Below are 25,838 nucleotides of genomic sequence, written 5' to 3'. Positions count from 1 at the left end.
AGCGCGCGGGCGGCGCTGCTCCGCGCGGGACGCCGGCCAGGCCGCTCGGAACACTAGCCAAAGAGGCGGCGTTCAGTTAATCCGACCAGCCCGCGCCGATGACGCCCGAACACTCTCCGCACACCGTGCTCGATGAGCTTGCCGGTCACCCTCATGGCGATGACCTCGCGCGGGTCGTGCATACAGCGGCCTTCGCCGCCGCGGACGAGCGGCGGACGACCCTGGAGGGCGGCCTCGCGGAGCTCGTCGACCGGGCGGGCCTGTCGGCCGCCGACGCGGAGACCCGGTTCGGGAACGTGATCCGGGCGCTCGAGCGCGGCACCAGCGAGGGCGCGGGGAGCGCGACCCGGGTGCTCCTCGCCACGCTCCTCGCGCGCGGGGTCGCGCTCTCGCCGCCCGAGGGGCCGGAGGCCGAGGGGCGCGTCGCCGAGGCCCTCGTGTGGCTGGCCACGTACACGTCCGTCGACGCGCTGACCGCGCTGGACGCGGCGCTGGGCGAGCGCGCCGCGGGGCTCTGGCGCGCGGTCGCCGCGCTGGTGCGGCGCGCCGACCAGGGCGCGCTGCCGCAGCTCGGGCGCGCGGGCGCGATCATCGCCGCCGCGGCGCTGCGCGGGAGCGCCTCGCCGGCCGCGCGCGCCGAGGCCGCGGCGCTGGTCGACGAGGTGCGCGACCCCATCGTGCGCTCGCTGCTGCGCGACGCGGTGTCGCCCGGCCGGCGGCCGAGCCGCGCGCCGGGCGCCGACGGCGCGGGCCCGGACGAGGCCTGGGCGGCCGGCGCGCCGGAGCTCGAGGGCGGGGCTCCGGCGCGGCTCGCGGGCGAGCTCTCGCCGCCGCCGCGCGGGCCGGTGGCGCTCGTGCTGCTCGCGGCGACCGGGATCTTGCTGGTCATGCACGCGGGCCGGCTCGCCGGGCGGTTCCTCCTGCGGTACCGCCGGCCCGCGGCGATCGAGGTCGGGCCGCGCGGCGTGACCGTCCGGAGCCGGACCGAGCTGCTCGGCCGGGCGCTGCGGGAGCAGGAGACGTACATCCCGGTCGAGGCGCTGCTCCGGGCGACGCGCGAGGTGCGCTACCCGCGGCTCGGCCTCTACGCGGGGCTCGTCGCGCTCGGGCTGGGGACGTACCTCGGCATGTCGCTGCTCGTCGACGGCGCGCGGGCGGGCTCCCCGGAGCTGCTCGGCATGGGCGCGCTCGTCTTCGCCTTCGGCGCGGCGCTCGACTTCGGGCTGTCGCACCTGGAGACGGCGACCCGCGGCCGCTGCCGCGTTGTGCTCATCCCGCGGAAAGGCCCGGCCGTCGCGCTCGCGGGCGTCGAGCGCGCCGCCGCGGACCTCGCGCTGGGCAGGCTGCCGCGCGCCTGAAACTTGGCCGGAGCGCGCCGCCTCCGCTAGCCGAGGGGAGCGAGGTGATGGCGATGCGCTCGAAGACCGAGGCGATGGCGGGGCTCAGGCGGATGCTGCACGACATGCTGATCGCGCGGGAGGGCGGGGAGAGCGCTCCCCGCCTGGCGCGCGCGCAGGGGACCGTGGACGGCGCGATGCGCGCGCTGCTCGACAGCGGGCAGGCGAGCCCCCAGGAGCTCCTCGAGCTCGTGGCCGCCGAGCGCGCGCGCGTCAGGGGCCCGGCGACCGCGGAGATCGGCCCGGCCTCCCTGAGCGCCTGAGCGCGCCGCCGCGCGGCTCACTGCTGCGGGCAGCTCGTCTTCGCGCCGAAGTCCCAGCACGCGCCGCTCACGCCCGGCGCGCCGTTGCTCGTGGCGGGGCCTTCGCGGCCCACGGCGCCGCCCGCGCCGGCCGTGCCTTCCAGCACGCTCAGCGCCGGCGCCTGGCTCGGCGTGACCGAGTAGGCGATGCCCACCGCGTGGCCGCCTCGGCCGCCGGCGCCGGGGCCGCCGTCGCCGCCCGCTCCGCCCATGCCTCCTGCGCAACCCTGAATCGAGCCGGACACCTGGACACGTGCCCCGCCGTTGGCGCCCATGCCGCCCAACCCACCAGGGCTTCCATCCCCGCCCGTGCCCCCGTTGCCCGCCTTGCCCACGGCGACGGTCACGTCGGTCAGCACCAGGCTGGTCCCGAGGCTGAGGATCCCGATGCTCGACCCCCCGGCCTTGCCGCCGGTCCCCGCTTTGCCGCCGCAGCCGCCAGCCCCGCCGCCGCCACCGCTGGCGCCGACGCCGTCGGCGAAGGTGCCCCCTCCGGCGGCACAGAACTGTCCTGCCTTGGCGCCGCCGCCGCCGCCGCCGCCCTGACCTCGCACCCCGCTCATGCCGCTCGTGCCGTTGCCTCCGGTGGGACCCGCAAGCGTCAGCGTGGTCTCGATGCCGGGGTCGCCGGAGTTGCCGCGTGCCCCGGGCACGCCGTCCTTGCCGCGCGCGCAGTTGGACTGCGCGACCGCCTGTCCGGCGCCGCCGAGGCCGTTCCCGTCGGGGTTCTCTGTCGGAAGGGGCGCTCCGTCCTGGCCCTTTTGACCGTTGCCGCCGTCCGTCGCGGGCATGCCGCCGAGCCCGCCAACGCCGCCGCTCGTCTCACCATCCTCGCACGTCGTCGCGCCCGGCAGACCGCCGTAGACCGTTCCGACGCACGCGTTCGAGACGTCATCCGGCGCGCGCGCCCCGTCCGACCCCGCCGTCGGCGTCTCGCCCCTCGCGCCGTCCATCCCGTTGCCCGCGACCACGGCGACGCTCGAGAGCTCCGCGTCGATGTCGTCGACCGCCACGCCGATCGACGACCCGCCCGCCTCCGTCGCGTCGGCCGCGACGATCTTGAAGCTCCGCAGCTTCGCGCCGCTCGCGCCCTTCGTCAGCGTGAGCGCCGCCTTGTTCGCGTCGCCCTCGATGATGCTCTGCGCCTCCGCGCTCCACGTCCAGTCCGCGTCGCAGTCGAAGCCGCCGATCACCTCGGCCGCCACGCCGACCGTCACGCTCCCCTTGAACTCGCCGCTCGTGCACGCCAGCACCCGCTTGCCGTTCGCGTTCTCGATCGCATCCGCGAGCGACGCGTACGGCCTCGCCTTCGTCCCGTCGCCTCTGGCCGCCGCGCCCGCGCGCGCGAACACCGCGCACTGGTCCCTCACCGCGCTCGGATCCTGGGTCGGATCCACGTCGCAGGTGGGGTCGGGTTGGGTGGTGCCCCCACCCCCGCCGGTCCCGTCGGGGGTGCAGTACCTGGCGTCGTCCTCGCATCGCTCGGAGTAGGACAGCGGCCAGCACCCGGCGAGGTGCAGCGCCGCGACGGCCGACGCGGCGGGGACCACGCACGAGGTGAACAGGATGCCGATCTTCCGTCGCGGCGTGGCGCGCCGCGTCTGCGCGCCGCCCTCGTTCAGCGCCCCGTCGGAGCCGGGAGGGGATGCGTTGCCCACCGCCTTGCTGCTCGTTCGTCCCGTCGATTTCATGGTCCCAAGCCTTTCCTGTGACGCTTCGCTCCACCTGCAGACCGCTGCAGAAGCCGCGCGCCCGGCGCGCCGCCCGAGCATAGTCAGCCGATCGATCGCCCGATCAAGGGCGATCCACCGGCCGCACGGTTCGGGCGGGATTCGGCGCGCGGCGTCCCGCGTCGCACGCGCGCCTGTCCGGCGCTCAGGGGGCGACGAACGCCACGTCGCCCTTGGTGGTCTGCCCGCCGACGCGCCACCAGTTCGCGATGAGCAGCCGCCCGTCCACCTCGACGATCCGCGAGAAGGCGCCCGCGAACCCCTGCTGCTCGATCGCCCGCACGAACCAGCTATGGCCGTCGCCGCTCTTCGTCCCGATCGCGAGCCGCAGCGTACCGCTCGTCGCGTCCTGGTAGCTGATCCGCACCTCCCCGGACGGCGTCACGAACACGTTCGCGTCGTCGCCGACGAGGTGCTGCCCGTCCTCGAAGGGGACCCCCTCGATCCCGAGCCCGTCGTCCGCCACCTCGGCCGCCTCGACGTCGGTGCCGCCCTTCACCCGCGCGTACCGCAGCCCCTCCGAGCGCCCATCGGCGTACGCGAGGTGCCAGTCCCCCGCGCGATCGATGAACAGCGAGGTCCCCATGCCCACGTCGCCCGTGTCGGTCGCCCCGTCCGGCGTCGCCCCGTCCACGATCAGGGTCCGCCATTCCCCCATCGCCCTCGACGCGATCACCACGTTGCCGTGGATGCGATCGTAGAACGCGAGCCCGAACCCGCCCGCGGCGTCGGGCGCCAGGGCGATGTAATCGCCGATCGCGTCGGGGTACGTGTCCGTCCGGCTCCCGTCGGAGACCACGGCGCACACCGGCGAGCCGCCCTCGTCGATGCACGCCTGCCCCGAGGCGCACGCCGGCTCGCAGTCGCTGCCTGCGAGGGGCTTCTCGCAGCGCCCGCTGGTCCGGATGCACTTCATCCCTCCGCCGCAGAGGAACTCGCGGCACGGCGTCGCCTCGTCCGTGGCGACGTCCTCGAACCGCCACGCGCCCTCCTGCGGCGTGGCGCTCTCTCCGGTCGCGAGCCGCACGCTCGACGTGACCGCGCCGTCCTCGCCCGGCTCCATGGCCAGGTACGCGATGACGGGCAGCCCCTTCACGAAGAGGAGCTTCGCGTAGCGACCGATGTCGCTGTTCGCCGCCTGCTGCACCGAGCTCACGACCCACGCGTCGCCCTGCTTCTGCGCGAACTTGAGCCCGCGGTTCGTGCGGTCGTGGTACGCGACGGCCGGCTCGCCGTCCGGGCCCACCGCGATGGAGGTCCAGAGGCCGACGTCCTCGCCGGGGTCGACCTGGCCCCCGCGGAACCCGTTCACGTCGAACCGGGTCGGGTCGACCTCGGGCTCCGTGGGCACCCCGTCGATCGCCTCCCACGCGACCGCCTCGCCGTCCCACGCTCCGACGACGAGGTCGCCCCACTGGAAGGCGTTGTGCCAGTCGGCCTCCGCGTAGCCCGCGACCCAGACCGTGCGCTTGTCGGGCGCGACCGCGACCGACGTGTAGGCCCCGATCAGGCCGTACTGCAGCGTCATGCAGTCGGGCGCGACGCACTCCTGCTTCTGCACGGCCGGCTCGTCGCTGCACGAGCAGCCGGCGTGCGAGCCGAGGAGCGCGGTCACGGCGACGCCGGCCAGCGCGCCCCGCGCGCGGCGCCCGCGGCGTCCAGCGTCGCGCGGGGTCGGCGCGCGCGGGGCGCCGCCGCGCCGCGCGAGCCGCACGACCGCGGCGATGGCCGCGAGGCCGAGCCAGATGCCGCCTGACGGCCCCTGGCTGGGGCCGCCGGCCGTGACGCAGCCGCAGCCCGCCGGATCGATGGGCATGCGGCCGCGGAGGATCGGTTGCCGCGCCGTGCCGACGTTGCCCTCCTCGTCCACGGCCTCGACCTCGATGTCGACGGCGTCGCCGACGTCGACCGTCCGCATCTCCGCCGCCGTCGCCCACGGCGACCACGCCCCGCCGTCGAGCCGCACGCGCACCTTCGCGCGGTCCGCGTCCGAGACCACGTCGCGCACCTCGAGCGGCACGTGGCCGTCCACCGCCGCGCCCACCGAGATGACCGGCGGCTCGACGTCGACCACCATCTCCACGGTCGCCGGCGTGGGATCGAGCGACAGCGGGTCGCCCGCGATCCGGGACCGCACCGAGATCACGTGGCGCCCCGGGAGCCGCAGCCAGTCGTCGCGCAGATCGACGATGCGCTCGCGCGTGAACGGGCGCCACACGCCGCTGTCGACCCGGTACGAGTACTCGACCACCCGGGTGCCGTCGTCGAGCGGCGAGCTCATCACGAGCCGCGCCGTGGGCCCGTTGTCGCGGGTCATCGTCGGCAGGCGGAGCCCCTCGGCCTGCACCTCCTTGCGGCTCAGCTCGGCGCCCGTCTCGCTCTTCATCGCGCGCTGCTGCGCCGGCATGCCGAACGCCGCGAAGATGCCGAGGTAGTTGTCCTGTCCCTTCGTGAGCTTCCGCAGGCCGGGGGAGCCGGCGCCGTCGGTCGACTCGGGCACGACCAGCGAGAGCCCGAGCCCCGAGAGCGGCCCGTTGAGGTCGATCGACGGCAGGCCGCCGCCGATGAGCTGGCCTACCTGGCTGCTGAGGAGCCCGCCCAGCGCGTCCGCGATCGACTCCGGATTTTCCCGGAGCAACCCGTTGTTGGTCACCTTGCCGTTCGTGACCGTCAGCTCCTCGATCACCGGCGTGAGCCCCTCGGGGGTGACGGTCAGGTTCATGGGCACGTCGACGTCGAACGTCGCCGTCATGAACCGGATGAACCGGTCGAGCGACCACATGTAGAAATCGAAGCTCGCCTGATCGAGCTGGATGCGGATCAGCGGGTCGTCGCTGGCGCTCGTGCCGTTCCCGAACGTCACCCGGGGCGGCGTCTGCGGGCGGACGACGAGCGCGACCTGCTGCGACTCGCGCTGCAGGGCGAGGTCCTTGGCCGACGACGCCAGGAGCCCCAGCGTGCCGGAGTTGAGGAGAGGCACCGTCTCCGTGGAGATCCCGAGACAGAGGAATCCGCTGTTGTATAGACCGTTCAAGGCATAATTCGCGAAGCGCTCGGAGATCGCGAGACCGATGTGCGGGCCGGGAAGATCAGCGGGCCAGCCAGAGACGGTGTTGGCGACGAGCTCATCAGCGATCGGGATCCCCGCTGGCAGCGGTATATCCGACAGCGACACACACTTCGAGATCGGCAGCGGCTCGGCGCCGCCGTAGAGGCCGAGGGTGACGCCGTTGCCCACGGGGTTGAGGTCACCCCAGGTGAGATCGGAGCCGTCGTCTCGCTCGCTCGTGCCGCCGCCGGCGAGCAGGAGATCGAACCCGCCCTGCGTGCCGGGGGAGACCCCGGCGAGCAGCCGGCCGAGGTCGAGGTGGCCCTCGACGCCGAGGAGGATCGATGCGCACTCGTCGGTCGCCTGCGTGCCGTAGCGGCAGACGCCGCCGATGTCGTTCGTGCCGTCGGGGCAGGCCGGGTCCAGGGTCGGATCCGCCTTCAGACAGAGCTGCTGGTCGAGCTGGGCCTTCAGCGTGTCGGACATCGATCCCATGAAGCTCGTGATGATCGGCTTCACGAAATCCAGGGCATCGCCGACCCACGTGCCGCCGCAGTCGAGGTGCAGGCTCGACTCGAGCTGATCTTGGTCGATCGAGAGCCGGACGACCTTGACGCGCGAGTAGCCTTGCCTCGAGTGCTGCGGGTTGACGTCGATCTCGACCGAGAGATCGACCTCGACATCGATGTTCGTGAAGGTCTGCTCGGCGGGCGGGCACGCGTCGTTGCCGTTGAGGGTGACGTACTGGGTGCTCTCGCCGAGGATGCCGCCGTCCAGGAAGATGGGCAGGCTCTGCATTCGTACCGGCAGGGGCCCCCCGATGACCAGGTTGTGCGGGGCCTTGGGCTGGATCTGCAGCGCCGCGCGCCCCACGTCGATCTCGGCCGTGCATGTCGGCGGCGTCGACGCGGGATCGGCCCCGCCGGGACAGAGCGTGTAATCGATGATGCCGCCGAGAACGGAGCCCGGGGTCCGGGGGACGGAGAACGTGATCACGCCGCTCTCCCCGCCGCCGAGCAGCGCGCGCCCGAGGACACCCAGGTTCTGCTCGAGGAACTCGATGCCGGACTGCGTGAGCCGGGCCGCGCCGGCGTTCTCGATGCGGTCCGCGGGCTTGAAGCCGGCGGGGAGGGGGGTCATTCCGCAGCCGGCGCACCCGCCGCCCGAAGCGGCGCATCCGGCGATGACAAGGAGGACAAGGATGGAGGAGAAATGCTTGATGACGCGGGGCATAAGGAACCCTCCGAAGAGCACGACCCGCAGCGCCGAGCCCGCTGGGCGCGGACGTCAGGACGCCACGACGGATCGTACGCTCCCCGGAGAGCCCCCCGCAAGCGCTACTGTGGACAGAGACCGGTGATCTTGACGGCGCTCGCGGCGTACTCGGCGCCGAGCGCATAGGCGTCTGCGCAGTCGTCCGTCGCAGCCGAGTTTGTCGCGCTGCACCAGTCGCCCTTCAGCACGATCTGGTCGTTCTCGTCGCGCTTGCAGGTATTGGGCTCCCCACCGGTTCCGTATTCTCCGATATCGCCCGAGAGCACGACACAGAGGCTCTGGTTGACCTCGGGGACGATCACCCGGTCGACCTCCTCCAGCGTGATGTACGCGGAGAGCTTGCCGCCGTTGATGAACGCGGGCGGGTCGCCGTCCTGGCCCGGGAGGCAAGCGTTGAGCGGGTCGAGCTCCTCGCTGTTGCGCCGCCCGATGCAGTTGTTGTCCGCCGACACCTTCGCGTCGGTGAGCTTCACCTGGTGCAGGGGCAGGATGATCGGATCCGGGCTCGTCTCCAGGAAGATCGGGACATTGAGCGCCTCGGCCTCCCCGCTCCAGGCGCCGTCGGTCAGGGGCGCGTCGATCTCGGTCGGGGCGATCTCGAACTCGCCGGCGGTCATGTTGGCGAAGCAGTAGCCCGCCAGCGGGTCCTCCGTGGGCAGCGCGCCGCCCGTGCGCAGCTTGCCGGTCATCGTGTCGAACTCGAGGAGCCAGGAGAAGGTCCCCGTGCCGTTCAGGTAACACAGGGGCAAATTCATCGTTAACCCCTGGGCGACGAGCCGGGCGATATAGCCGGTCGCGAGCACGTCGGGCTTCGTGATCGTGAGCTGCGCCATGCGCATGCCGAACCTGGTCGAGCCCTGGTTGTCGTGGACGGCGATGCAGTCCGACGCGACAGCCGTACAGACCGGGTGGCGCAGCGTGCAGTCACCGCTGGGCCCGCCGCCGGTGCCCCCGGGCGAGTTCGAGCTCGTCCCGCCAGGATCGTCTCCCCCGCAGCCCGCCATCGCGGCCGCGCCCGTCAGCGCGGACACACCTAGTACGTAAACGACCTTCAGAAACCGCATCTCTTGCCTCCTCCGGAGTTGAAAGCTGCGGAGTATAGGCGACCGCATTGCGATGACCACGCAGGAGCGGCGACGGCGCACCGCGTCGCCATCGCTTCCTCTTCGTGACGCTCCGGGGTGTTTGCGTCGCGTCGCGAGCCGCGCGGCCTAGCGGCGCTCGTAGCGGTCGCCGAGGCGGTCGCCCACGGGGAGCGCGCGCAGGAGGCGAATCATGGTCCACACCGTGCCGGCCAGCTTGCGCAGCTTCGAGGTGCCCACGCGCTCGTTGTAGTCGATGGGCATCTCCACCACGCGATAGCCGCATTTGGCCGGAAAGAGCAGCGTGTCGATGGGCAGCGCGTCTCCCTCGCCGTCGAAATCGAACGCGCGAATCACCGAGCAGCGGTAGGCGCGCATGCCGCTGTGGACGTCCGAGGTGGGGATGCCGTGCATCGCGTGCGCCATGGCCGCAAAGGCGCGGTTGGCGAGGTAGTTCGGGACCGGCATGGCCGCGGGCCGCGTGCGGGTGCGCGCGCAGTTCACCACGTCGGCGCCCTCCTCCTCGACGAGCCGCCGGAGCACCGGGATGTTCTCGGCGGGGTAGGTGAAGTCGCAGTCGAGGTAGATGAGCAGCTCGCTCCGGGCGGCGGCGCTGTACATGAGGAGCTCCATCGCCGGGCCGTGCCCGCGCGGCGGGACCTGCCGGAGCACGCGCGCCCCGAGGCCGGCCGCGATCTCCGGAGTCCTGTCCCGCGTGGAGCTGTCGACGCAGAGGATCTCCGCGTCGGGCGCGACCCTCCTGATCTCGCCGATCATCGCGCCGACGCTCTCCTCTTCATCCATCGTGAGCATGCCGACGGTGAGCCGCATCCGGCGGGGGCGCGGCGGCTTCCTGGCGACGATCACGTGCTGGAACGCGAGGAGCCCGGGCGCGCGGTCGGCGACGACGTCCTCCAGCGGGCGGACGAGCGCCTGGTACGTCTTGTAGGGCAGCGAGCTGGCGAGATCGGTGGGGTCCTCGCCCGCGCCCATGCCGCGCAGGATGAGGCCCTTGGCCGCGCGCACGAGCATCGGGTTCTGCTCGACGCGGAGCACCTCGAGCCCGGCGCGCTCGACGAGCCCGATCGCCGACGCGCGCGTGAAGAAGCGCAGGTGCGAGTCGTCCAGGATGCCGCTCGGCGCGTACTCGAAGCGCCCGGCGAGCAGGCCGAGGCGCACCGGCCAGGCCGCGACGTTGGGGAGCGAGACGATGACGTGGCCGTCCTCCTCGAGGTGCGGCAGGAAGCGGCAGAGCACGGCGAGCGGGTCGGCCGTGTGCTCGAGGACGTCGGCGAACAGGAGCAGATCGAAGCGCCGATCGCCGAGCGCCTCGCGCACGGCGGCGTCGCTCGTGATGTCCGCGGCGAGGACCTCGTCGAGCACCGCCCCGGCGCGCGCCCGCGACCCGGGCGCGATCTCGATCCCGGTCACGCGCGCGCCCGTGCGCTTGACGGCGGCGCCGTTGAGCCCGATCCCGCACCCCACGTCGAGCACCGTCCGCGGCCTGCCGGCGGCCGCGACGAGGGCCCGGTTCACCTCCTCGACCGCGTACTTGCGGGCGACGGCGTCCTCGGGCGCGGCGGGTCGCGGCGCGCTGGGGGCCCGGTCGTCCTCGCCTTCGGGAGGGCGCGGCCCTCGAGATTCCCCTTCGTTTCGCGCGCGGCCGGGCTCGGCGTTCACGCGCGGCTACTTAGCACGCTTCTCCCAGGCGGCGTTGAATTCGCGGATCGTCTCCTCGGTCTTCGGGTTGTGCAGCATCTTCCGCAGGATGGCGGGCGGCACGGTCACGATGTGCGCGCCGGCGTCGAGCGCCTCGTTCACGTCCATCAGGTGGCGGATCGAGCCGACGATGATCTCGGCGCGCAGCCGCTCGCGCTCGAGCCGCGCGCGCGTCCGCTCGATGACGGGGGTCGCGGCGTAGCCCATGTCGCGGATGCGCCCGCTGAAGATCGAGACGTAAGCGCCGCCGGCGAGCGCCGCGAGGTACGCCTGGTTGAAGCTCATCACGCACGTGACGTTGGTGCGCACGCCGCGCGTCGCGAGCGCGTGCGTCACCTTGAGGCCGACGTCGCTGAACGGCACCTTGATGCAGATCCGATCGGGCGCCCACGCGTGGTAGGCGCGCGCCTCCTCCAGCATCGCCGCCTCGGTCTCGCTCGTGAGCTCGACCGACACCGGGCCGGCCGACGCCGAGAGCACCTCGCGGATGCGCCGCTCGAGGTCGACGCAGCCGGCGTCGCGCGAGAGGATGAGGGGGTTCGTGGTCACGCCGGCGAGCACGCCCCAGGAGAACATCTCGCTGATCTCGGCCGGGTCGGAGCTGTCGAGGAAGAACATGGATCGCGCTCCTCGGGGCTCGCCCGAGCCCCGGCGGCGAGGGTCTAGGCCAGTTCGTCGAGACGGAGAAGGACAAAACCGCCCACGTTGCGCGGCGGCCCCGGCCGTTCGGCCCGCGGTGTTGCGCCGTCGCTTGCGTGAACGGCGTTGCAGGCGAGGGGAGTCCGCGCTTCAGTTCTGGTTGTCGGGGTTTACCCTCCGACTGAACGGCCTTGCACGGACGGCGCGTCGATGAGCAGCGGACGAACGTCGATAGACCCGGTGGAGCACAGCCCCTTGCTCGCGGCCGGCGCGCCGGCGGGGCTCTACGTCGCCTCGCTCGACGGCCGCCTCGTCGACTGCAACGAGGCGCTCGCCCGGCTGCTCGGCTACGGCTCGCGCGAGGAGGCGCTCGCGGCGGCCGACCTCGTCCTCGGCGGGTGCGTGGCGGGCGCGAAGCCGACGTCGACCGGCGCGATCGAGAGCTGCCTCACGCGCCGCGACGGCTCGGCGGTCCGCGTGATGCGGACCGAGGCGCTCACCGAGGCGGGCGGGGAGCGGCTCGTGGTCGGGGCCGTCGTCGATCTCTCGACATCGCGCAGCAGCGAGGACCGCCGGCGCGAGCTCTCGGAGGAGCTCCGCCAGGCGCAGAAGATGGAGGCGGTGGGGCGGCTCGCAGGCGGAATCGCCCATGATTACAATAACTTGCTCGCGATCATCCTGAACTACACGAGCCTCGTGATGGAGGAGCTCGACGAGCAGAGCCCGGTCCAGAAGGACCTCGCCGAGATCAAGCGCGCCGCGCAGCGGGCGGCGTCGCTGACGCGGCAGCTCCTCACGGTGAGCCGGCGGGGGCTCGCCCAGCCTGTCGTGCTCGACCTGCGGGACGTGGTGCGGGGGATGGACGGCGCGCTCCGCGCCGCGGTCGGCGGCGCGGTCGACGTCGCGATCGCGCTCGGCCCCTCGGGCTGCCGGGTGCTGGCGGACGCGGGGCAGCTCGAGCAGGTGGTGATGAACCTCGCGCTCAACGCGCGCGACGCGATGGAGGAGGGCGGCAAGCTGTCGATCGAGGCGCGCGCGGTGCGCGTCGGCGCCGCGGGGAGCCTGCACGACGCGCACCCGGCGCTCCCGCCCGGCAGGTACGCGCGCCTCGTCGTGCGCGACACCGGCAGCGGGATGAGCGACGACGTGCGGACGCGCGCCTTCGAGCCGTTCTTCACGACGAAGCCGCGGGGGAAGGGGACGGGCCTCGGGCTCGCCACCGTGTACGGGATCGTCAAGCAGTGGCGCGGCCACATCGAGCTCGCGTCGCAGCCCGGGCAGGGCACGCGCGTCGAGATCTACCTGCCGCTCGCGGCGGCGCGGCCGGCGGCCTCGCGGCGCGGGCGCGCGGCCCGGGCGGCGCCGGGCCGGGGCGAGGGGGGGACGGTGCTCGTCACCGACGACGAGGACGCGGTGGTCACGCTCGCGAGCCGGATCCTCGCGCAGGGCGGCTACACGACGCTGACGGCGCGCGGGCCGCGCGAGGCGATGCGCGTCTGCGAGGCGCAGCGCGGGCGCATCGACCTCCTGCTCACGGATGTGCTGATGCCCGAGATGTCGGGCTGCGAGCTCGCCGAGCGGCTCGCGAAGCTCAGGCCGGACATGAGGGTGCTCTTCATGTCCGGCTACACGGGCGACGCGCTCGACGGCCCCCGCGCCGCCCGGCCGGGCGCCCCGCTGCTGGCGAAGCCGTTCACGGCCGAGTCGCTCCTCCGCGCCGTCCGCAAGGCGCTCGAGGGCGCCGCGTAGGCCGGGCGCCGGCCTCGCGGGCGGGGCCGCCCGCGCGGCGCTACGGCGCCTCGCCGCGCTGGATGCCGTACGCGCGGATCTTCTTGTGCAGGTTCGTGCGCTCGACGCCGAGCACCACGGCCGCGCGCGAGATGTTCCAGTCGAGGCTGGCCAGCACCTCGACGATGTACCGGCGCTCGGCGCGGTCGCGGAACTCGCGCAGCGTGAGGCGAGGGCGCTCCGGCTCGTGGCGGGCCGCGCCCGCGGGCGGCTCGGCCGCGCCGGGCGGCGGCGGCGCGATCGATCCCTCCCCGGCGGCGCCCTGCGCGTCGTCCTCGAACGGGTTCTCGTGCGGATCCTCCGGGAGATCGGCGATGGTGACGACGTCGCTCGAGAGGATCGCCGCCCGCTCGATCACGTTCTTCAGCTCGCGGACGTTGCCCGGCCAGCTCCGGCGCTCGAGCGCGGCGTACACCACCGGGTCGATCGCCTTCTGCTTGAGGCCGTTCTCGTTGCAGAACGCCGCCATGAACGCGTCGGCGAGCGCGCGCAGGTCCTCCATGCGGTCGCGCAGCGCGGGGCTCTTGATCGGGAACACCGCGAGGCGGAAGAACAGGTCCTCGCGGAAGCGGAGCGCGGCGACCTCGCGCGACAGGTCCTTGTTCGTCGCGGCGAGCACGCGGACGTCGACGTGCCGGCTGTGCTCGCTGCCCACGCGGCAGATCTCGCCCGACTGGAGCGCGCGCAGCACCTTGGCCTGCGCGGCGAGGTCCATGTCGCCGATCTCGTCGAGGAACAGCGTGCCGCCGTGGGCCTGCTCGAAGAAGCCCCGCTTCGGCCCGCTCGCCCCGGTGAACGCCCCGCGCTCGTGCCCGAAGAGCTCGCTCTCGATGAGCTCGCGCGGGATCGCGGCGCAGTTCACCCGGACGAATGGGCCCCGAGCCCGCGGCGACAGCCGGTGGATGGCGCGGCTGATGAGCTCCTTGCCCGTGCCGCTCTCGCCCGTGATGAGCACGCTCGCCTTCGTGGGCGCGACGCGATCGATCTCCTTGAACAGCCGCTGCATCGCGGGGCTCTGGCCGATCATCTCGTAGCGCGACTGCACCTGCGCCTTCAGGTCCTCGACCTCGCGCGCGAGCCGCGAGTTCTGCAGCGCGTTCTTGACCCCCACCAGGACGCGCTCGCGGTTGAGCGGCTTCTCGAAGAAGTCGCTGGCGCCGAGCTTGATCGCCTTCACGGCGTCGTTGACGGTCGCGTGGCCGCTGATGACGATCACCGGCAGCTCGCGCGTGGCGTCGTCCTGGCGGACGCGCTGGAGCAGATCGAGGCCGTTCATGCCGGGCAGCAGCAGGTCGACCAGGGCGAGGTCGACGGGGCTGTCGCCGTGCGCGAGCAGCTCCAGCGCCGCCTCGGCGCTCGGGGCCTCCGCGACCTGGTACCCCTCGCCCTGCAGGACGAGCCCGAGGGTGCGGCGGATGTTGCGCTCGTCGTCGACCACGAGGACCGTGGGCGCGGCGGCGCCGCCCGGGTGCAGCGTCGGGGCCGGGGCCGCTGGAGGAGACGCCGGAGAGGAAGCGGGCATGGCGTCGACCATACCCCAGCTCCGCCGCGCGCCACGACGCGGGAGCAAAGCGCCCACGGCCGGGCTCCGCGGCGGAAGCCCTGGCGCGCCGGCGCCGGATTGGGTACGAGGCGTGCTCGATGAGACCCTCCGCCGCTGTCCTCGCCCTCGCCGGGTGCCTCGCTGCCCTGGGCGGGCTCGTGGGCTGCGACTTCGAATTCAACGACGGCCGCACCGCCACCCTCACGTACACCGAGGACGCGCGCGCCGCGTACAACGAGGCGATGGCCGCCTTCCAGGCCAAGGACTGGGAGGACGCGCGCGCCCTCTTCACCGAGCTGAAGCGGCGCTTCGCCTACAGCCGCTACGCGCGGCTCGCCGATCTCCGGATCGCCGACCTCGAGTTCGAGCAGGGGAAGTACCCCGAGGCGATCTCGGCGTACCGCGCGTTCATCCAGGAGCACCGGACGGATCGGAACGTCGAGTATGCGAAGTACAGGATGGCGAAGGCGCTCTTCCTGGACATCGACGACACGGTGTTCCTGCCGCCGGCCGAGGAGCGCGATCAGGCGACCACGATCGAGGCGCACAAGGAGATCCGGACGTTCCTCCGGCAGTTCCCGCGCAGCCGTTACCGCGAGGACGCGGCCTACATGCTCGAGGTCGTGACGGGGCGGCTCGTGCGCCACGAGCTCTACGTGGCGCGCTACTACCTCAAGGAGGACGCCTTCGACGCGGCCCTCGCGCGGATCGACTACGCGCTGAAGACGTTCCCGGGCTCCGGGCTCGACCCTGAGGCGCTCGTGCTCAAGGGCGAGACGCTCCTCAAGATGAAGAAGCGCGACGAGGCGCGCGCGGTGTTCGAGTCGGTCATCCGGGACTGGGGCGGGCCGTTCGCCGTGACCGCGCGGCGGTTCCTCGACGAGATGGGCGCCGGCCGCGCGCCCGCCAAGGCGGCGTCGGCCCCCGCGCGCTCGAGGCCGCGGCTGTGACGGAGGCCGCCGGTCGGCCGTCCTCCGGCGCTCGCTACGTGCTGGAGCAGACCGACGCCGAGGGCGCGCCGGGCGAGTTCGTCTACCGCGGCCTGGTGCGGCTCCCGGACGCGGACGTCCCGGTCGAGGTGCGCATCGCCGAGGCGACCGGCGCGGCCACGGCGACGGTGGACGCCGCGGCCGTGCCGCCGGGCGGGCCGCGCCCCGAGGACCTCTCCCGGACCGCGGCGGCCCTCGTCCGGAGCGCGACGAAGTCGGCGGACGCCCACGCGCGGCGGCCGCCGCGGAAGATCGTGCGCTGGCGGGGGTAGGGAAGCGCGGCAGCCCCGGCGGGCGGCGCCTGCCGGGTCGTTCCGCGTCCGCCGGCCTGGCAACGTCGTCTCCCGGCCGGGAGCCATGCTAAAAGCGTCCCACCATGTCCTCCGAGAAAGTACCGATGACGCCCGAGGGGCAAGCGCGGCTCCGTGAAGAGATGCGACGGCTGAAAGAGGTCGACCTCCCGCAGGTCGTCAAGGACATCGGAACAGCCCGCGAGCACGGAGATCTCTCCGAGAACGCCGAGTACCACGCCGCCAAGGAGCGGCAGGGCATGATCGTGGCGCGCATCAGCTACCTCGAGCAGACGCTCTCGCGCGCCGAGGTGATCGATCCGTCGAAGCTGAGCGGCAGCAAGGTCCAGTTCGGCGCCAAGGTCAAGCTCGCGAACGTGGACACGGACGAGCAGCAGAGCTTCCAGATCGTCGGGCCCGAGGAGGCCGATCTCAAGGTCGGTCGCATCTCCGTCGCCTCCCCGCTCGCGCGCGCGCTGCTGGGGCACGAGGTCGGCGAGGAGGTCCGGGTGATGATGCCGGCCGGGCCGCGCACCTACGAGATCCTCGAAGTCACCTTCGCATGACCGCTCGCAACGGGGCCGCTCCGATGCGCCCGCGGGGCCATGGGGGCGCCGGCCGTCACCCGGGGGGGCCCGTGCCCTCCGGGCGAGGCGCCCTGAGCAGCCGGCCTGACGCGACGGCCGCCGCAGAGGCGCTCGCGGGCGCCTCCGTCCAGGGCGCGCCGGGGCACCGCGCTCCGGCGGCGCCGCGCCCGCAGGCCGGGCCGTCGCGGCCGTCCACGCCGGCGCCGGCGCCGAGCCGCGCCACGTTCCCGAGCGGGAACTCCGAGGCCCCGCCGCGGAAGCTGGAGACCGAGATCGGGTGGCGCATGGCGGACGCTTACCTCGCGCTCGCGGCGCTCGCGCTCGCCGAGCTCGTGGTCGTCGGCGCCCTGCGGTGGCGAGAGCTCGTCGGGCCCTACGAGCTCAGCCGCGCCGCGCGCGATCTCCTGCCGCTCGCGCTCGCCGCCGCGGCGCCGTGCGCCGCCCTCCTCGGCGCCGTGCTCGAGATCGTCATGCGCGCCGAGCGCACGGGGTTCCGCGCCGTGGCCGCGCTGCTCGCCGGGGCCTTCGGCGGCGCGGTGGGCTTCGGCGTCTCGGCCGGCCGCATGTTCGAGGGGGGCCGGCGGGCGCCCTTCGTCGCGGCGCTGGCGCTCGTCGCGGCCGGCGCGACCTTCGCGGCGGCGCCGCGCGTCGCCCGCGCCCTGAAGCGAGCGCGCGCCGTCGCCGCCGGCCGGTGGCTCCTCCTCGCGGCGATCTGCGCGGTCGTCCTGCTCGAGGTCGCGAACGCGCGCATCCTGCCGCGGCTCTACGCCGCCTTCCACCTCGGGCTCGCGGCGCTCACGCTCGCGGCGGCGACCTTCGCGACCCCGGCGCTGCCCGTGCGCGCGGCGCGCGACGGCGGTGAACGTGAGCAACGTGAGCAGCGCGACCGGCGCTCGCCCAGGCTGGTGCGCGCGGCGCTCGCCCTCGTCCTGTTCGCGTTCGGCGCGGCGCTCGCGCCCGGCGCGGCGGACAGGCTCGCGCTCGCGGACAACATCCGGCTGATCTACGCGACCCACGGCCCGCTGCTCGGCCACGTGGTCGAGCTCGCCGCCGTGCTCTCGCCGCCCGAGCCGCTCGACGCCGCGCCGCTCGACGAGCGCGCGAGCGGGCACGCGATCGACCTGCGCGGGCGCGACATCGTGCTGATCAGCGTGGACGCCCTGCGCGCCGACCACGTGGGGGCGTACGGCTACAGCCGGAAGGTCACGCCGAACCTCGACCGGCTCGCCGCCGAGGGCGTGCGCTTCGACGCCGCCTACACGCCGACGCCGCACACGTCGTACGCCGTGTCGTCCCTCATGACGGGCAAGTACATCCGCCCGCTCGTGCTGCAGGGGCTCGGGGAGGACTCCGAGACGTTCGCGCAGCACCTCCGCCGCTACGGCTACAAGACGGCGGGCTTCTACCCGCCGGCGGTGTTCTTCATCGACGGCGAGCGCTTCGGCGCGCTGCGCGACCGGGCGCTCGATTTCGAGTACCAGAAGATCGAGTTCGCGAGCGCGCAGCTCCGGGTGGAGCAGGTGCGGAGCTATCTCTCCGGGCTCGGGTCGGACGAGCGCGCGTTCCTCTGGGTGCACCTCTTCGAGCCGCACGAGCCGTACGAGGCGCACCCGGAGCACCCGCTCGGCGATCGCGACATCGACCGCTACGACGCCGAGATCGCCGTCGCGGACGCGGGCGTGGGCGCGATGGTGGACGAGATCCGCAAGCGCCGGCCGGACGCGGTCGTGATCGTCACGGCCGACCACGGCGAGGAGTTCGGCGAGCACGGCGGGCGCTACCACGGGACCACGGTCTACGAGGAGCAGGCGCGCGTCCCGCTCATCGTGAGCGCGCCCGGCCTGCTCTCGCCGCGCGCGGTGCAGGCGCCGGTGCAGCTCGTGGATCTCCTGCCGACGGTGCTCGCGGGGCTCGGCATCCCGCGGCCGGCGCGCGTGCGTGGCGCCGATCTCGGCCCGCTGCTCGCGGGCGGCGACGAGGCGGCGGAGCAGCGCCAGGCGACGCCGCCGGGCGCGCCGCCCTCGCTCCCGGGCTTCGCGTTCGCCGAGACCGACACGCAGACGCTGCTCGCCAAGGGCACGCTGCGGCTCGTCTGCGCGCGCAAGATCGGCGCCTGCGCGCTCTACGACGTGGCGACCGATCCGCGCCAGGCGCAGGACATCTCCGCGCTGCGCCCGGCCGAGCTCGGGGCGATGCGGTCGGAGCTGCGCGCGGTCGAGGCGTCGCACGGGCGCTACGAGGTCCGCGGCCTCCGGAAGGAGGGCAAGGGCTGGCCTGACGCGCTCCGCCGCGGCATCGCCGGCGACGCCGACGCGGTGGTCGAGGTCGCGGCGCTGCTCGACGACGCGGACGTGGCGATCCGCCGCAAGGCGGGCGAGGTGCTGTTCGATCTGCGCCGCGCCGAGGCCGCCCCGTCGCTGCGGCTCGCGCTCGTGCGCGACGAGGACGACGAGGTGCGGCGCTGGGCCGCGCTCTCGCTCACGCGGCTCGGCGAGGGCGCGCCGCTCACGCGCGATCTCGTCGTCGATCCCGATCGCAAATGGCGCCGCCTCGCGGCGCTCGCGCTGGCGGAGGCGGGCGATCGCCGCGGCGACGACGTGCTCGTGGCGTGGCTCCGGCAGGTGGTCCGGGGCGCGGAGCAGGACGGCGGCACCCCCGATCCGGCCGAGGTGACGCCGTTCGAGCGGGCGCGCGAGATCGTCGAGGCGCTCGCGAAGATCCGGGTGAAGGCCGCGCTGCCGCCGCTCATCGCGGCGCTCGGCGACGTGCGGCTCCGCCCGCACGCCGCGGCCGCGCTCGCCGCCATCGGCGAGGACGCCGCGCGGCCGGCGCTCGCCGAGCGGCTGAGCCAGGAGCCGTACCAGACGGCGCGCGTCGCGATCGCCGAGGCCCTGGTGAAGCTCGGCGCCGGCCCGGAGCTCCGGGCGCCGCTCCTGCGCATGCTGGGCACGCCCGATCCGCTGCCCGGGGGGCTCGGCTTCGCGCTCCGGGCCGACATCCTCGACCTGCTCGGCGGGCCGCGCGAGCGCGATCTCGGCCGGCTGCGCCGCTTCGCGAAGAGCGGGGTGGGGCTCGGCGTGGTGATCCCGAAGGCCGGCAACGGCAAGGGCGTGCGCGTCCTCTGCCGCGCGCGGACCGACGACGGCCGCCCCGGCGAGGTGCGCTTCGGCAGCCCGAAGCGCGGCGCGCGCCCGCCGAAGCGGGACGGCGCGTCGATCGTCCCGGCCAGCGCGCCGGAGCTCGACGCGGACCGCGCGGTCACCCTCGTCATCCCGCCGGGGAGCGAGCCGACCGAGGCGTTCGCGGCGCTGCCGCCCGCGACGGGCGCCCAGCCGGGCAGCTACGCCGATTTCGTGGTCTACGCGACCCAGAACGTCGAGGTCTTCGCGTGCGCGGTCGTCCCGCTGAGCGACGAGATCCCGCCCCCGCCGCCCGCGCCCTGGTCCCCTGGCGACGCGGGCGACGCCGGCGCCCCGCCGCGCTCTGGCGATGAAGCGCCCGCGGCTCACCGGCCAGATTGACGCCGCAGGCCGCGAGACTAGAGTCCGCCGCGTGTCGGACAAGGACCGAGAGAAGGCCGAAGAGAATCTCGCGCGGGGTGACGAGGGCGCTGCCGCGCGGAGCGATGGCGACGACGGGGCGGCGGAGGCGGCCCCGGCGCGGCCACCTCGCGGCGCTCCGGTGACGGACGCCGACGACGAGCGCGGTGATGACGCTGCCCAGCGCGTCGCCGAGGCGCTCGGCGTCGCCGACGAGGACGAGGCGCCCGCCGCGACGGACGCGGCGGCCGGCGAGGAGGCGGTCGAGGCCGCGCCGAACCGCGCTGCCCGTCGCCGCGAGGAGGCCGCCACGCGCCGTCGCAAGAAGAAGGCGACGGGCGAGGAGCTGCCCAGGGACAAGAACGCCCGCGCGAAGGAGCTGCTCGCGCGCCGCAGGGAGCAGGCCGCCGGGCGCCGCCCGGTCCAGCTCCTGCCGGGCGAGATGGTCGAGGACGCGCTCAGCCGCATGACCACGGGCGCTGGGCGGTGGATCAAGAAGAACTTCCACATCCTCCAGTGGGGCGCGCTGGCGGCGCTCGTCGCGACCGGCGGCGTGCTGTTCTACCTCTCGCGCGCCGACAAGAAGGACGCGGTGTCGTCGTCGGCGCTCGCGAGCGCGGTGGCCGCGGACCGCGGCAGGGTGCTCGCCGAGGACTCGCGCACCGACGAGGAGAAGGAGCTCGACGTCGCGAGGACCTTCAAGACCGCGGACGAGCGGTCGGACACGGCGCTCGCCGCGTACAACAAGGTCATCGACGAGCACGGCGGCTCCGGGGCGGCGATCCTGGCGAAGCTCGGGCAGGCCGGCGTCTTGCTCGACAAGAAGGACTACGCGCACGCGCTCGAGGCGTACAGCGCGGTGGTCTCATCGCCGCTCGCCGGGGCCGATCCCGACGTGAAGGGGCGCGCCATCGAGGGCATCGGCTTCGCCAAGGAAGGCAAGGGCGACCTGGACGGCGCGCTCGCGTCCTTCAAGGAGCTCGAGGCGATCGACATGCGGGGCTACAAGGAGCTCGCGCAGTACCACCAGGCGCGGATCCACCTGGCCAAGGGCGAGAGCGACAAGGCGAAGGAGCTGCTCAAGAGCGCGCACGAGAAGCTCCAGGCGCCGTCGACCGAGGGCCCCGCGTTCCAGTTCCTCGGGGCGGTCGTCGAGGAGATGCTGCGCAAGATCGATCCGGCCGCGGTGCCGCCCCGCGCCGCGTTCGGCGGCCCGAAGGGCCAGTCGATGACGCCGGAGGAGATCGAGCAGCTCATCCGCCGGGCGCGTGAGAACGCAGAGAAGAAGGCGGGCGATGCGCAGCACTAGCCGCGTCGCGGGCGTCGCGCTCCTCGGCCTGGGTCTCGCGTCGCTGGGCGGCTGCGGCAACCTGGGCGTCGCCGCGGCGCCGGACGCGCCGCTCTGGCTGCACCACCCGGGGAGCGCGCTCGGCATCACGATGCGCCGCGACCTCACCGCCGAGACGCGCAAGGTCGGCGAGGCGTACGAGCGCGGCCGCCCCGAGATCGACGTGGAGCACCGGCGCATCTTCGTCGGTTCGAGCGACCACGGCCTGTACGCGGTGCGCGCCGACACGAGCGACGTCCTCTGGCGCTTCGAGACGCTCGGCCCGGTGCAGAGCGAGCCGCACTACGACGCCGCGTCGGACACGGTCTACTTCGGCTCGAACGACGGCGCGCTCTACAAGGTGCGCGCCTCGGACGGCAAGCTGCTCTACCGCTTCATGACCAACGCCGAGGTCACGCGTCGGCCGGTGCTGCGCGACGGCGTGGTCTACGTGACGAACGCGAACGACACGCTGATCGCGCTCGACGCCGCGACGGGCGCGATGCGGTGGCACCAGCACCGGACGCCGGCGTTCGGGATGGAGATCTCCGGGTACGCCGGCCCGGCGCTCGGGCGGGACAAGGTCTACACCGCGTTCTCCGACGGGGTCGTGATGGCGTACGACCTCAAGAACGGGTCCGAGCAGTGGGCGCTCGTCGATCTGGCGGCCGAGGCCGAGCAGAGCGCGGGGGGGCAGACGCCGAAGTACCTCGACACGGACACCACGCCGGTCTTCGGCCGCATCGCCTCGGGCGACGTGGTCTTCGTGGCGGGCTACGCGGGCGGGGTCTTCGCGCTCGACGCCGAGAACGGGACCCGGGCCTGGGTGAACGAGGCGGCGGTCGGCGTGACCGAGCTCGTGCTGTGGCACCAGCCGGCGCATCAACCTCGGAGCGGCGGCGGTCCGGTCGTGCCCGAGCGGAAGGTGCTCCTCGCGTCGTCCGGCATGACCGGCCTGTGGGCCATCGATCCCGAGGACGGCCGCACGATCTGGCGCCGGGAGCTGCCCGACGGAGGCATCTCGGCCCCGGTGCCGTTCGCCGGGGCGCTGCTGGTGACGACCACGCGCTACGGGCTCTTCCTGTTCTCGCCGCTGGACGGGGCCGTGATCGACGGCATCGAGACCGGCGGCGGCATCGCGATGACGCCGGCCGCCCATGGCCGGCGCGCGTTCGTCATGACCAACGGCGGCGCGCTGCTCAGCCTGGACGTCGAGACGCCGCCGGTCCCGAAGGGCTGAACGCGCGTTCCGGGAGGGTGACGCTCTGAGGCCGGCGGGCCGAAGAGGGCGCGGGGGTGCGCCAGGAGGCCGGGGCAGAGGGCGCGTAACGGCGTTCGCAGCGGCGACGGGTCGGGATGTGCGCCGTGAGGCCCTGAAGGGCGGCCGCGGTGGTCTTGGCGGGGTGCCGCCGGATAGACCCGGGTTGCGGCGCGGAGGCTGACCCGGGTTCGCGCGCAGCGGGCGGCGGACCCGACCCAGGTCGGCGGACCCGACCCAGGTTGCGGCGCGCCAGGTGACGGCGCCTGGTTCGCAGCCCGGTCAATGGACGCCATGTGCTCGGATTTCCTGCTGAATCCGAGGGGAAAGCCCCCTGCCCTAGGACCGGGCTTGGATCGCATAAGAAACATTATGTCAACTCAGCTCCCGGGCGGTGTTCGGGGCCTTCGGCTCAGGGCTCAACCTCGGCCGGCTCAGCCCAACGTCGGTCGGCTCAACCCCGGTCGGCTCAGCCCAACGTCGGTCGGCTCCGGTCGGCTCAACCCCGGTCGGCTCAGCCCAACGTCGGTCGGCTCCGGTCGGCTCAACCCCGGTCGGCTCAGCCCAACGTCGGTCGGCTCAGCCCAACGTCGGTCGGCTCCGGTCGGCTCAACCCCGGTCGGCTCAGCCTCGGTCGGTCCGACTCCGACCCCGGTCAGTGCCACCCCCCCCGGGTCAGCGCCCCCCTCTGTCGCGCGCCCTGCTCCTGGGCCGCCGGCCTGCCCCCTGCTACCGGCCGGCCTGCCCGGGTTCAGCTATCGCTGCGCTCGTCGTCGTCGCTGTCGCTCGGTTCGTCGTGCGCTCTCGACGGAATTGTCGCCCACAAGACAACCTCGCCGTCTCGCACCAGCGGCTTCCCGGACGCCTCCTGCTCGCCGCGCCACGCGCGCACCTTCTCCGGCGCCTCGTCGCCGAGCGGCGCGAACCCCGCCTTCCTGAAGAACGCCTGCGCCCAGCTCGCCTTCTCCCTGGAGCGCAGCACCACCTGCTCCATCCCGACCTCCCGCGCCCGCTCCAGGAGCTCCGCGAGCAGCCGCGTGGCGATGCCGCGTCGCTGGTGGTCCGGGTGCACCGCGAGCTCCTCCAGGTACGCGACCCCGGGCGCCTCGTCGCGCCACGCCAGGTAGCCGGCCACCTCGTCGTCCGCCTCCGCGACGCGCACGTCGTGCCGCCGCGTCAGCGCGATGATCTCGGCGAGCGTCCGCGCCGGGACGTCCGCCGCGTCGAAGCCGCTCTCGTGGTACATCGCCTTGCAGGCCTGCTCCAGCGCGACGAGCGTCGGTAGCTGGGCCTCCTGCAGTCCCGTCACACGGATGCGCTTCGGCGCCGTCCGATCGTCATGCATTCCTCGAGGCTACCGCGCGATGCGCGGATTGCCCCACTTCTTGCCGAACCCGCGCCGCATCCTCGCGGCGGATCAGCCTCGGAGCTGGAGCAGCCGCGCGATCGTCTCGCCGTCCCCGGGGCTCAAAGGAACGAGGATCCCGAGCGCCGCGCCCCGCGGCGGAGCGTTCCTCCCGTCCATCGGAACGAGCCGCAGCTCCCCCGTGCTGGAGATGCCGATCACCGCGACCCGCAGCGCCGGCAGCGGCTCGATCTGCGACGCCGGCAGCCTCGGTGGCGGCGCTTGCCATTCCCCCTCGTAAGGCGCATCGCTCCACGAGGCATCCACCCCGGCGGTCCCGCGGTCGTCGCTGCCCGCGGCGCGCCCCCAGGCCGCGGCCTTCCCGTCGGCGCCCTTGGCCGGCTTCGCCCCCGCGCGCTCCCCGTTCGTCAGGGTCGGCTCCGCCTGCTGATCCGCAGCGGCGCCGTCTTCGTCATCCGGCTCGGCCTCGGTCCAGCCGCGATCGTCGGCCCCGTCGGCCTCCGCGCGCGCGTCTCGCGAAGCCTCGGTGGATTCCTCGCCGTCGCCCGCCATCTGCTCCAGGCCGAGCATCGGCGTCTCCTCGTCGAGGTCCTCGATCCGGTGCTCCATGAGCACCCGCTGCTCCTGCGCGGTCAGCGGGCGGCGCGTGGTGCCCTCGTCGTCGCCCTCGGGCCAGAGCCGCGGCCGCCGCTCCGTCGCCTCCTGCGACGAGGCCGCGCCGACGAGCGGCAGCCGCCCGGGCGCCCCCACGATGTTCGTCGGCACCGTCTCGCGCTGGTCCGCCGGCGGATCCACCTCCGTCGCGTGCTGCTCGTCGCTCGCGCCCTTGAGCGCCGCGCCCTGCCCCGGCCCCCGGCCCGCGCGCACGCTGGCCGCCGGGAGCTTGACCACGGGCACCTCCTCGGTCACCGCGGTCGTCGACGACACCCGCGTCTGGGCCGACGTGAAGCCCGCGATCGCGCGCCCCTTGGTCGGGCCGGGCGCCGCGCCCATGGGGCCCGCCGGGAGCGCCGGCGGCGGGCCGGGCGTGCGCCCGGCAGGCGACTGCTGCGTCGGGGTCATGGCGCGCCCGGCCGCTGACTTGACCGGCATCGGGGTACGCTCGGGCCCCGAGCGGGCCGCCCCGGCCGCGGGCCGCGGCCCACCGGCGTCGCGCGCCGACGCCGCCGTCGGGGTCACCGGCCCCGTCGGCGCGCTTCCCGGGCCGACCAGCGGCGCCCGCTTCACGGCCGACGGCGAGCTCGCGCCCGCGCCGCCGCGCTCTGCCCGGCCCGCGTCCGCGCCCGGCGGGCTCGGCGGCCGGGACGGCTGCGCCCCCGGCCCCGGCGCGCCCGGCTTGGGCGGCGGCGCGCTGGCCCCTGCAGGAGGGCCGCCGGGCGCCTGCGGAGGCGCGCTCAGCGGCGCCTTCGGCGGCACGCTCCCGGCCGTCGGCGGCGCGTCGGCGGCGGGCGCCGGAGCCGCATCGATCGCCGAGATCTTCTGCGCGACCTCCGCGGCGGCCTTGAAGAGCTCGAGGGCGCGCAGGTCGGCGTTGGCGTCCGAGGCCTGCTCCGCGGCGCGGCGCAGCCATCTCAGCGATTCCTCGCGTTCGCCCCGCGCCCACAGGGCGGTCGCTGTCGACAGCGCCCAGTGCACGTCTTCGTCGTCTTCGTCGTGCGGCGGCGGGATCGGGCGCAAACTGGCTTCCATGAGGCCTCGTCGAGCAGGTCGCTCCCCCTGTACCACGACTCCGCGGCCCGCGTCTCCCGCGCCCGCCGCCGCGTTCTTCGCGGCGCTCCATTCTCATTTCGCGCCTGCATTTCCACGCGAACATCGTCGCGCACACCATCTCCATCGCGGCGCTCGCTTCACTCCCCTGCCCGGCCGCGTTCGCGTACCCTCTGCTTCGATGAGCCTCTCCCACGCCGCGCGCCTGCCCAGCGCGCGGCGCCCTGCGTGCAGGAGCGCTGGCGCGGCGA

At 74.1% G+C, this 25,838-nt stretch carries 18 protein-coding genes; 9 read left to right on the top strand and 9 right to left on the bottom strand.

Annotated features, from left to right (window positions below; translation table 11 throughout):
- Nucleotides 1-176 precede the first annotated feature (176 nt).
- Both WME76_RS14930 and WME76_RS14925 read left to right on the top strand, forming a co-directional pair.
- Entirely contained in the window at nucleotides 177-1,358 is a 1,182-nt protein-coding gene (locus WME76_RS14930; RefSeq protein ID WP_437960792.1) for a hypothetical protein, read from the top strand.
- 53 nt (nucleotides 1,359-1,411) lie between these two features.
- Nucleotides 1,412-1,660 carry a hypothetical protein gene (locus WME76_RS14925; RefSeq protein WP_437960791.1) on the top strand — a complete coding sequence of 83 codons (249 nt, stop codon included), beginning with the start codon at nucleotides 1,412-1,414 and terminating at the stop codon, nucleotides 1,658-1,660.
- 17 nt (nucleotides 1,661-1,677) lie between these two features.
- Here WME76_RS14925 and WME76_RS14920 read toward each other — a convergent pair whose 3' ends face one another.
- The 5 genes from WME76_RS14920 to WME76_RS14900 all read right to left on the bottom strand — a co-directional run bounded on the left by WME76_RS14920 (nucleotide 1,678) and on the right by WME76_RS14900 (nucleotide 11,172).
- Nucleotides 1,678-3,390, bottom strand: a complete 1,713-nt coding sequence (locus tag WME76_RS14920) for a hypothetical protein (protein ID WP_437960790.1) — start codon at nucleotides 3,388-3,390, stop codon at nucleotides 1,678-1,680.
- A 184-nt stretch (nucleotides 3,391-3,574) separates the two neighbouring features.
- Nucleotides 3,575-7,618, bottom strand: coding sequence for a hypothetical protein (locus tag WME76_RS14915; RefSeq protein ID WP_437960789.1), 4,044 nt, complete (start codon nucleotides 7,616-7,618; stop codon nucleotides 3,575-3,577).
- A 197-nt stretch (nucleotides 7,619-7,815) separates the two neighbouring features.
- Nucleotides 7,816-8,817 (bottom strand): hypothetical protein, encoded by a 1,002-nt coding sequence (locus WME76_RS14910; protein WP_437960788.1) that lies wholly within the window; start codon nucleotides 8,815-8,817, stop codon nucleotides 7,816-7,818.
- Nucleotides 8,818-8,964: 147 nt separating this feature from the next.
- Nucleotides 8,965-10,515 (bottom strand): methyltransferase domain-containing protein, encoded by a 1,551-nt coding sequence (locus tag WME76_RS14905; RefSeq protein WP_437960787.1) that lies wholly within the window; start codon nucleotides 10,513-10,515, stop codon nucleotides 8,965-8,967.
- Nucleotides 10,516-10,521: 6 nt separating this feature from the next.
- Nucleotides 10,522-11,172 carry a transaldolase family protein gene (locus WME76_RS14900; RefSeq protein ID WP_437960786.1) on the bottom strand — a complete coding sequence of 217 codons (651 nt, stop codon included), beginning with the start codon at nucleotides 11,170-11,172 and terminating at the stop codon, nucleotides 10,522-10,524.
- Between the two features lie 231 nt (nucleotides 11,173-11,403).
- Here WME76_RS14900 and WME76_RS14895 point away from each other — a divergent pair, with 231 nt between their 5' ends.
- Nucleotides 11,404-12,942, top strand: a complete 1,539-nt coding sequence (locus WME76_RS14895; protein ID WP_437960785.1) for an ATP-binding protein — start codon at nucleotides 11,404-11,406, stop codon at nucleotides 12,940-12,942.
- A 40-nt stretch (nucleotides 12,943-12,982) separates the two neighbouring features.
- Here the strand turns inward: WME76_RS14895 and WME76_RS14890 are convergent, their stop codons facing one another.
- Nucleotides 12,983-14,503, bottom strand: a complete 1,521-nt coding sequence (locus WME76_RS14890; protein WP_437960784.1) for a sigma-54-dependent transcriptional regulator — start codon at nucleotides 14,501-14,503, stop codon at nucleotides 12,983-12,985.
- A 119-nt stretch (nucleotides 14,504-14,622) separates the two neighbouring features.
- Between WME76_RS14890 and WME76_RS14885 the strand changes: the two genes are divergently transcribed.
- The 3 genes from WME76_RS14885 (at nucleotide 14,623) to greA (ending at nucleotide 16,369) form a co-directional block, all read left to right on the top strand.
- Nucleotides 14,623-15,474 carry an outer membrane protein assembly factor BamD gene (locus WME76_RS14885; protein WP_061614588.1) on the top strand — a complete coding sequence of 284 codons (852 nt, stop codon included), beginning with the start codon at nucleotides 14,623-14,625 and terminating at the stop codon, nucleotides 15,472-15,474.
- Nucleotides 15,471-15,785 (top strand): hypothetical protein, encoded by a 315-nt coding sequence (locus WME76_RS14880; protein WP_437960783.1) that lies wholly within the window; start codon nucleotides 15,471-15,473, stop codon nucleotides 15,783-15,785. Before WME76_RS14885 ends, WME76_RS14880 begins: the two co-directional genes overlap by 4 nt.
- 104 nt (nucleotides 15,786-15,889) lie before the next feature.
- Complete coding sequence (gene greA / locus WME76_RS14875; RefSeq protein WP_437960782.1) at nucleotides 15,890-16,369, top strand: transcription elongation factor GreA; 480 nt, start codon at nucleotides 15,890-15,892, stop codon at nucleotides 16,367-16,369.
- Nucleotides 16,370-16,424: 55 nt separating this feature from the next.
- Here the strand turns inward: greA and WME76_RS14870 are convergent, their stop codons facing one another.
- A complete protein-coding gene (locus tag WME76_RS14870; protein ID WP_433936818.1) occupies nucleotides 16,425-16,676 on the bottom strand; it encodes a hypothetical protein in 252 nt (83 codons plus the stop codon).
- On the opposite strand from WME76_RS14870, the gene WME76_RS14865 reads away from it, so the two are divergent.
- The 3 genes from WME76_RS14865 to WME76_RS14855 are packed head-to-tail and all read left to right on the top strand — an operon-like array spanning nucleotide 16,675 to nucleotide 22,496.
- Nucleotides 16,675-19,911: a sulfatase-like hydrolase/transferase gene (locus WME76_RS14865; RefSeq protein ID WP_437960781.1), complete on the top strand. Its 3,237-nt coding sequence runs from the start codon at nucleotides 16,675-16,677 to the stop codon at nucleotides 19,909-19,911. The two genes, WME76_RS14870 and WME76_RS14865, sit on opposite strands and share 2 nt — an antisense overlap.
- A gap of 31 nt (nucleotides 19,912-19,942) precedes the next feature.
- Nucleotides 19,943-21,238, top strand: coding sequence for a hypothetical protein (locus WME76_RS14860; RefSeq protein ID WP_437960780.1), 1,296 nt, complete (start codon nucleotides 19,943-19,945; stop codon nucleotides 21,236-21,238).
- A complete protein-coding gene (locus tag WME76_RS14855; protein ID WP_437960779.1) occupies nucleotides 21,225-22,496 on the top strand; it encodes an outer membrane protein assembly factor BamB family protein in 1,272 nt (423 codons plus the stop codon). Before WME76_RS14860 ends, WME76_RS14855 begins: the two co-directional genes overlap by 14 nt.
- A 769-nt stretch (nucleotides 22,497-23,265) precedes the next feature.
- Here the strand turns inward: WME76_RS14855 and WME76_RS14850 are convergent.
- Both WME76_RS14850 and WME76_RS14845 read right to left on the bottom strand, forming a co-directional pair.
- A complete protein-coding gene (locus WME76_RS14850) occupies nucleotides 23,266-23,859 on the bottom strand; it encodes a GNAT family N-acetyltransferase (RefSeq protein WP_437960778.1) in 594 nt (197 codons plus the stop codon).
- Nucleotides 23,860-23,931: 72 nt separating this feature from the next.
- On the bottom strand, nucleotides 23,932-25,569 hold the full coding sequence (locus tag WME76_RS14845) for a hypothetical protein (protein WP_437960777.1): 1,638 nt from the start codon (nucleotides 25,567-25,569) through the stop codon (nucleotides 23,932-23,934).
- Nucleotides 25,570-25,838: the final 269 nt, after the last annotated feature.

Origin of the sequence: Sorangium sp. So ce119, from assembly GCF_051524405.1 — a bacterium.
Classification (GTDB): domain Bacteria; phylum Myxococcota_A; class Polyangia; order Polyangiales; family Polyangiaceae; genus Sorangium; species Sorangium cellulosum_G.
Note: the sequence above shows the minus strand (reverse complement) of the source record. Positions and strands in the feature narration are given on the sequence as shown.

Bases quoted from the DNA above. Each gene is read 5' to 3' on its own strand.
- WME76_RS14925 (WP_437960791.1), top strand. From the start codon at position 1,412: ATGCGCTCGAAGACCGAGGCGATGGCGGGGCTCAGGCGGATGCTGCAC.
- WME76_RS14920 (WP_437960790.1), bottom strand. From the start codon at position 3,390: ATGAAATCGACGGGACGAACGAGCAGCAAGGCGGTGGGCAACGCATCC.
- WME76_RS14915 (WP_437960789.1), bottom strand. From the start codon at position 7,618: ATGACCCCCCTCCCCGCCGGCTTCAAGCCCGCGGACCGCATCGAGAAC.
- WME76_RS14910 (WP_437960788.1), bottom strand. From the start codon at position 8,817: ATGCGGTTTCTGAAGGTCGTTTACGTACTAGGTGTGTCCGCGCTGACG.
- WME76_RS14900 (WP_437960786.1), bottom strand. From the start codon at position 11,172: ATGTTCTTCCTCGACAGCTCCGACCCGGCCGAGATCAGCGAGATGTTC.
- WME76_RS14895 (WP_437960785.1), top strand. From the start codon at position 11,404: ATGAGCAGCGGACGAACGTCGATAGACCCGGTGGAGCACAGCCCCTTG.
- WME76_RS14890 (WP_437960784.1), bottom strand. From the start codon at position 14,503: ATGCCCGCTTCCTCTCCGGCGTCTCCTCCAGCGGCCCCGGCCCCGACG.
- WME76_RS14885 (WP_061614588.1), top strand. From the start codon at position 14,623: ATGAGACCCTCCGCCGCTGTCCTCGCCCTCGCCGGGTGCCTCGCTGCC.
- greA (WP_437960782.1), top strand. From the start codon at position 15,890: ATGTCCTCCGAGAAAGTACCGATGACGCCCGAGGGGCAAGCGCGGCTC.
- WME76_RS14865 (WP_437960781.1), top strand. From the start codon at position 16,675: ATGGCGGACGCTTACCTCGCGCTCGCGGCGCTCGCGCTCGCCGAGCTC.
- WME76_RS14870 (WP_433936818.1), bottom strand. From the start codon at position 16,676: ATGCGCCACCCGATCTCGGTCTCCAGCTTCCGCGGCGGGGCCTCGGAG.
- WME76_RS14855 (WP_437960779.1), top strand. From the start codon at position 21,225: ATGCGCAGCACTAGCCGCGTCGCGGGCGTCGCGCTCCTCGGCCTGGGT.
- WME76_RS14850 (WP_437960778.1), bottom strand. From the start codon at position 23,859: ATGCATGACGATCGGACGGCGCCGAAGCGCATCCGTGTGACGGGACTG.
- WME76_RS14845 (WP_437960777.1), bottom strand. From the start codon at position 25,569: ATGGAAGCCAGTTTGCGCCCGATCCCGCCGCCGCACGACGAAGACGAC.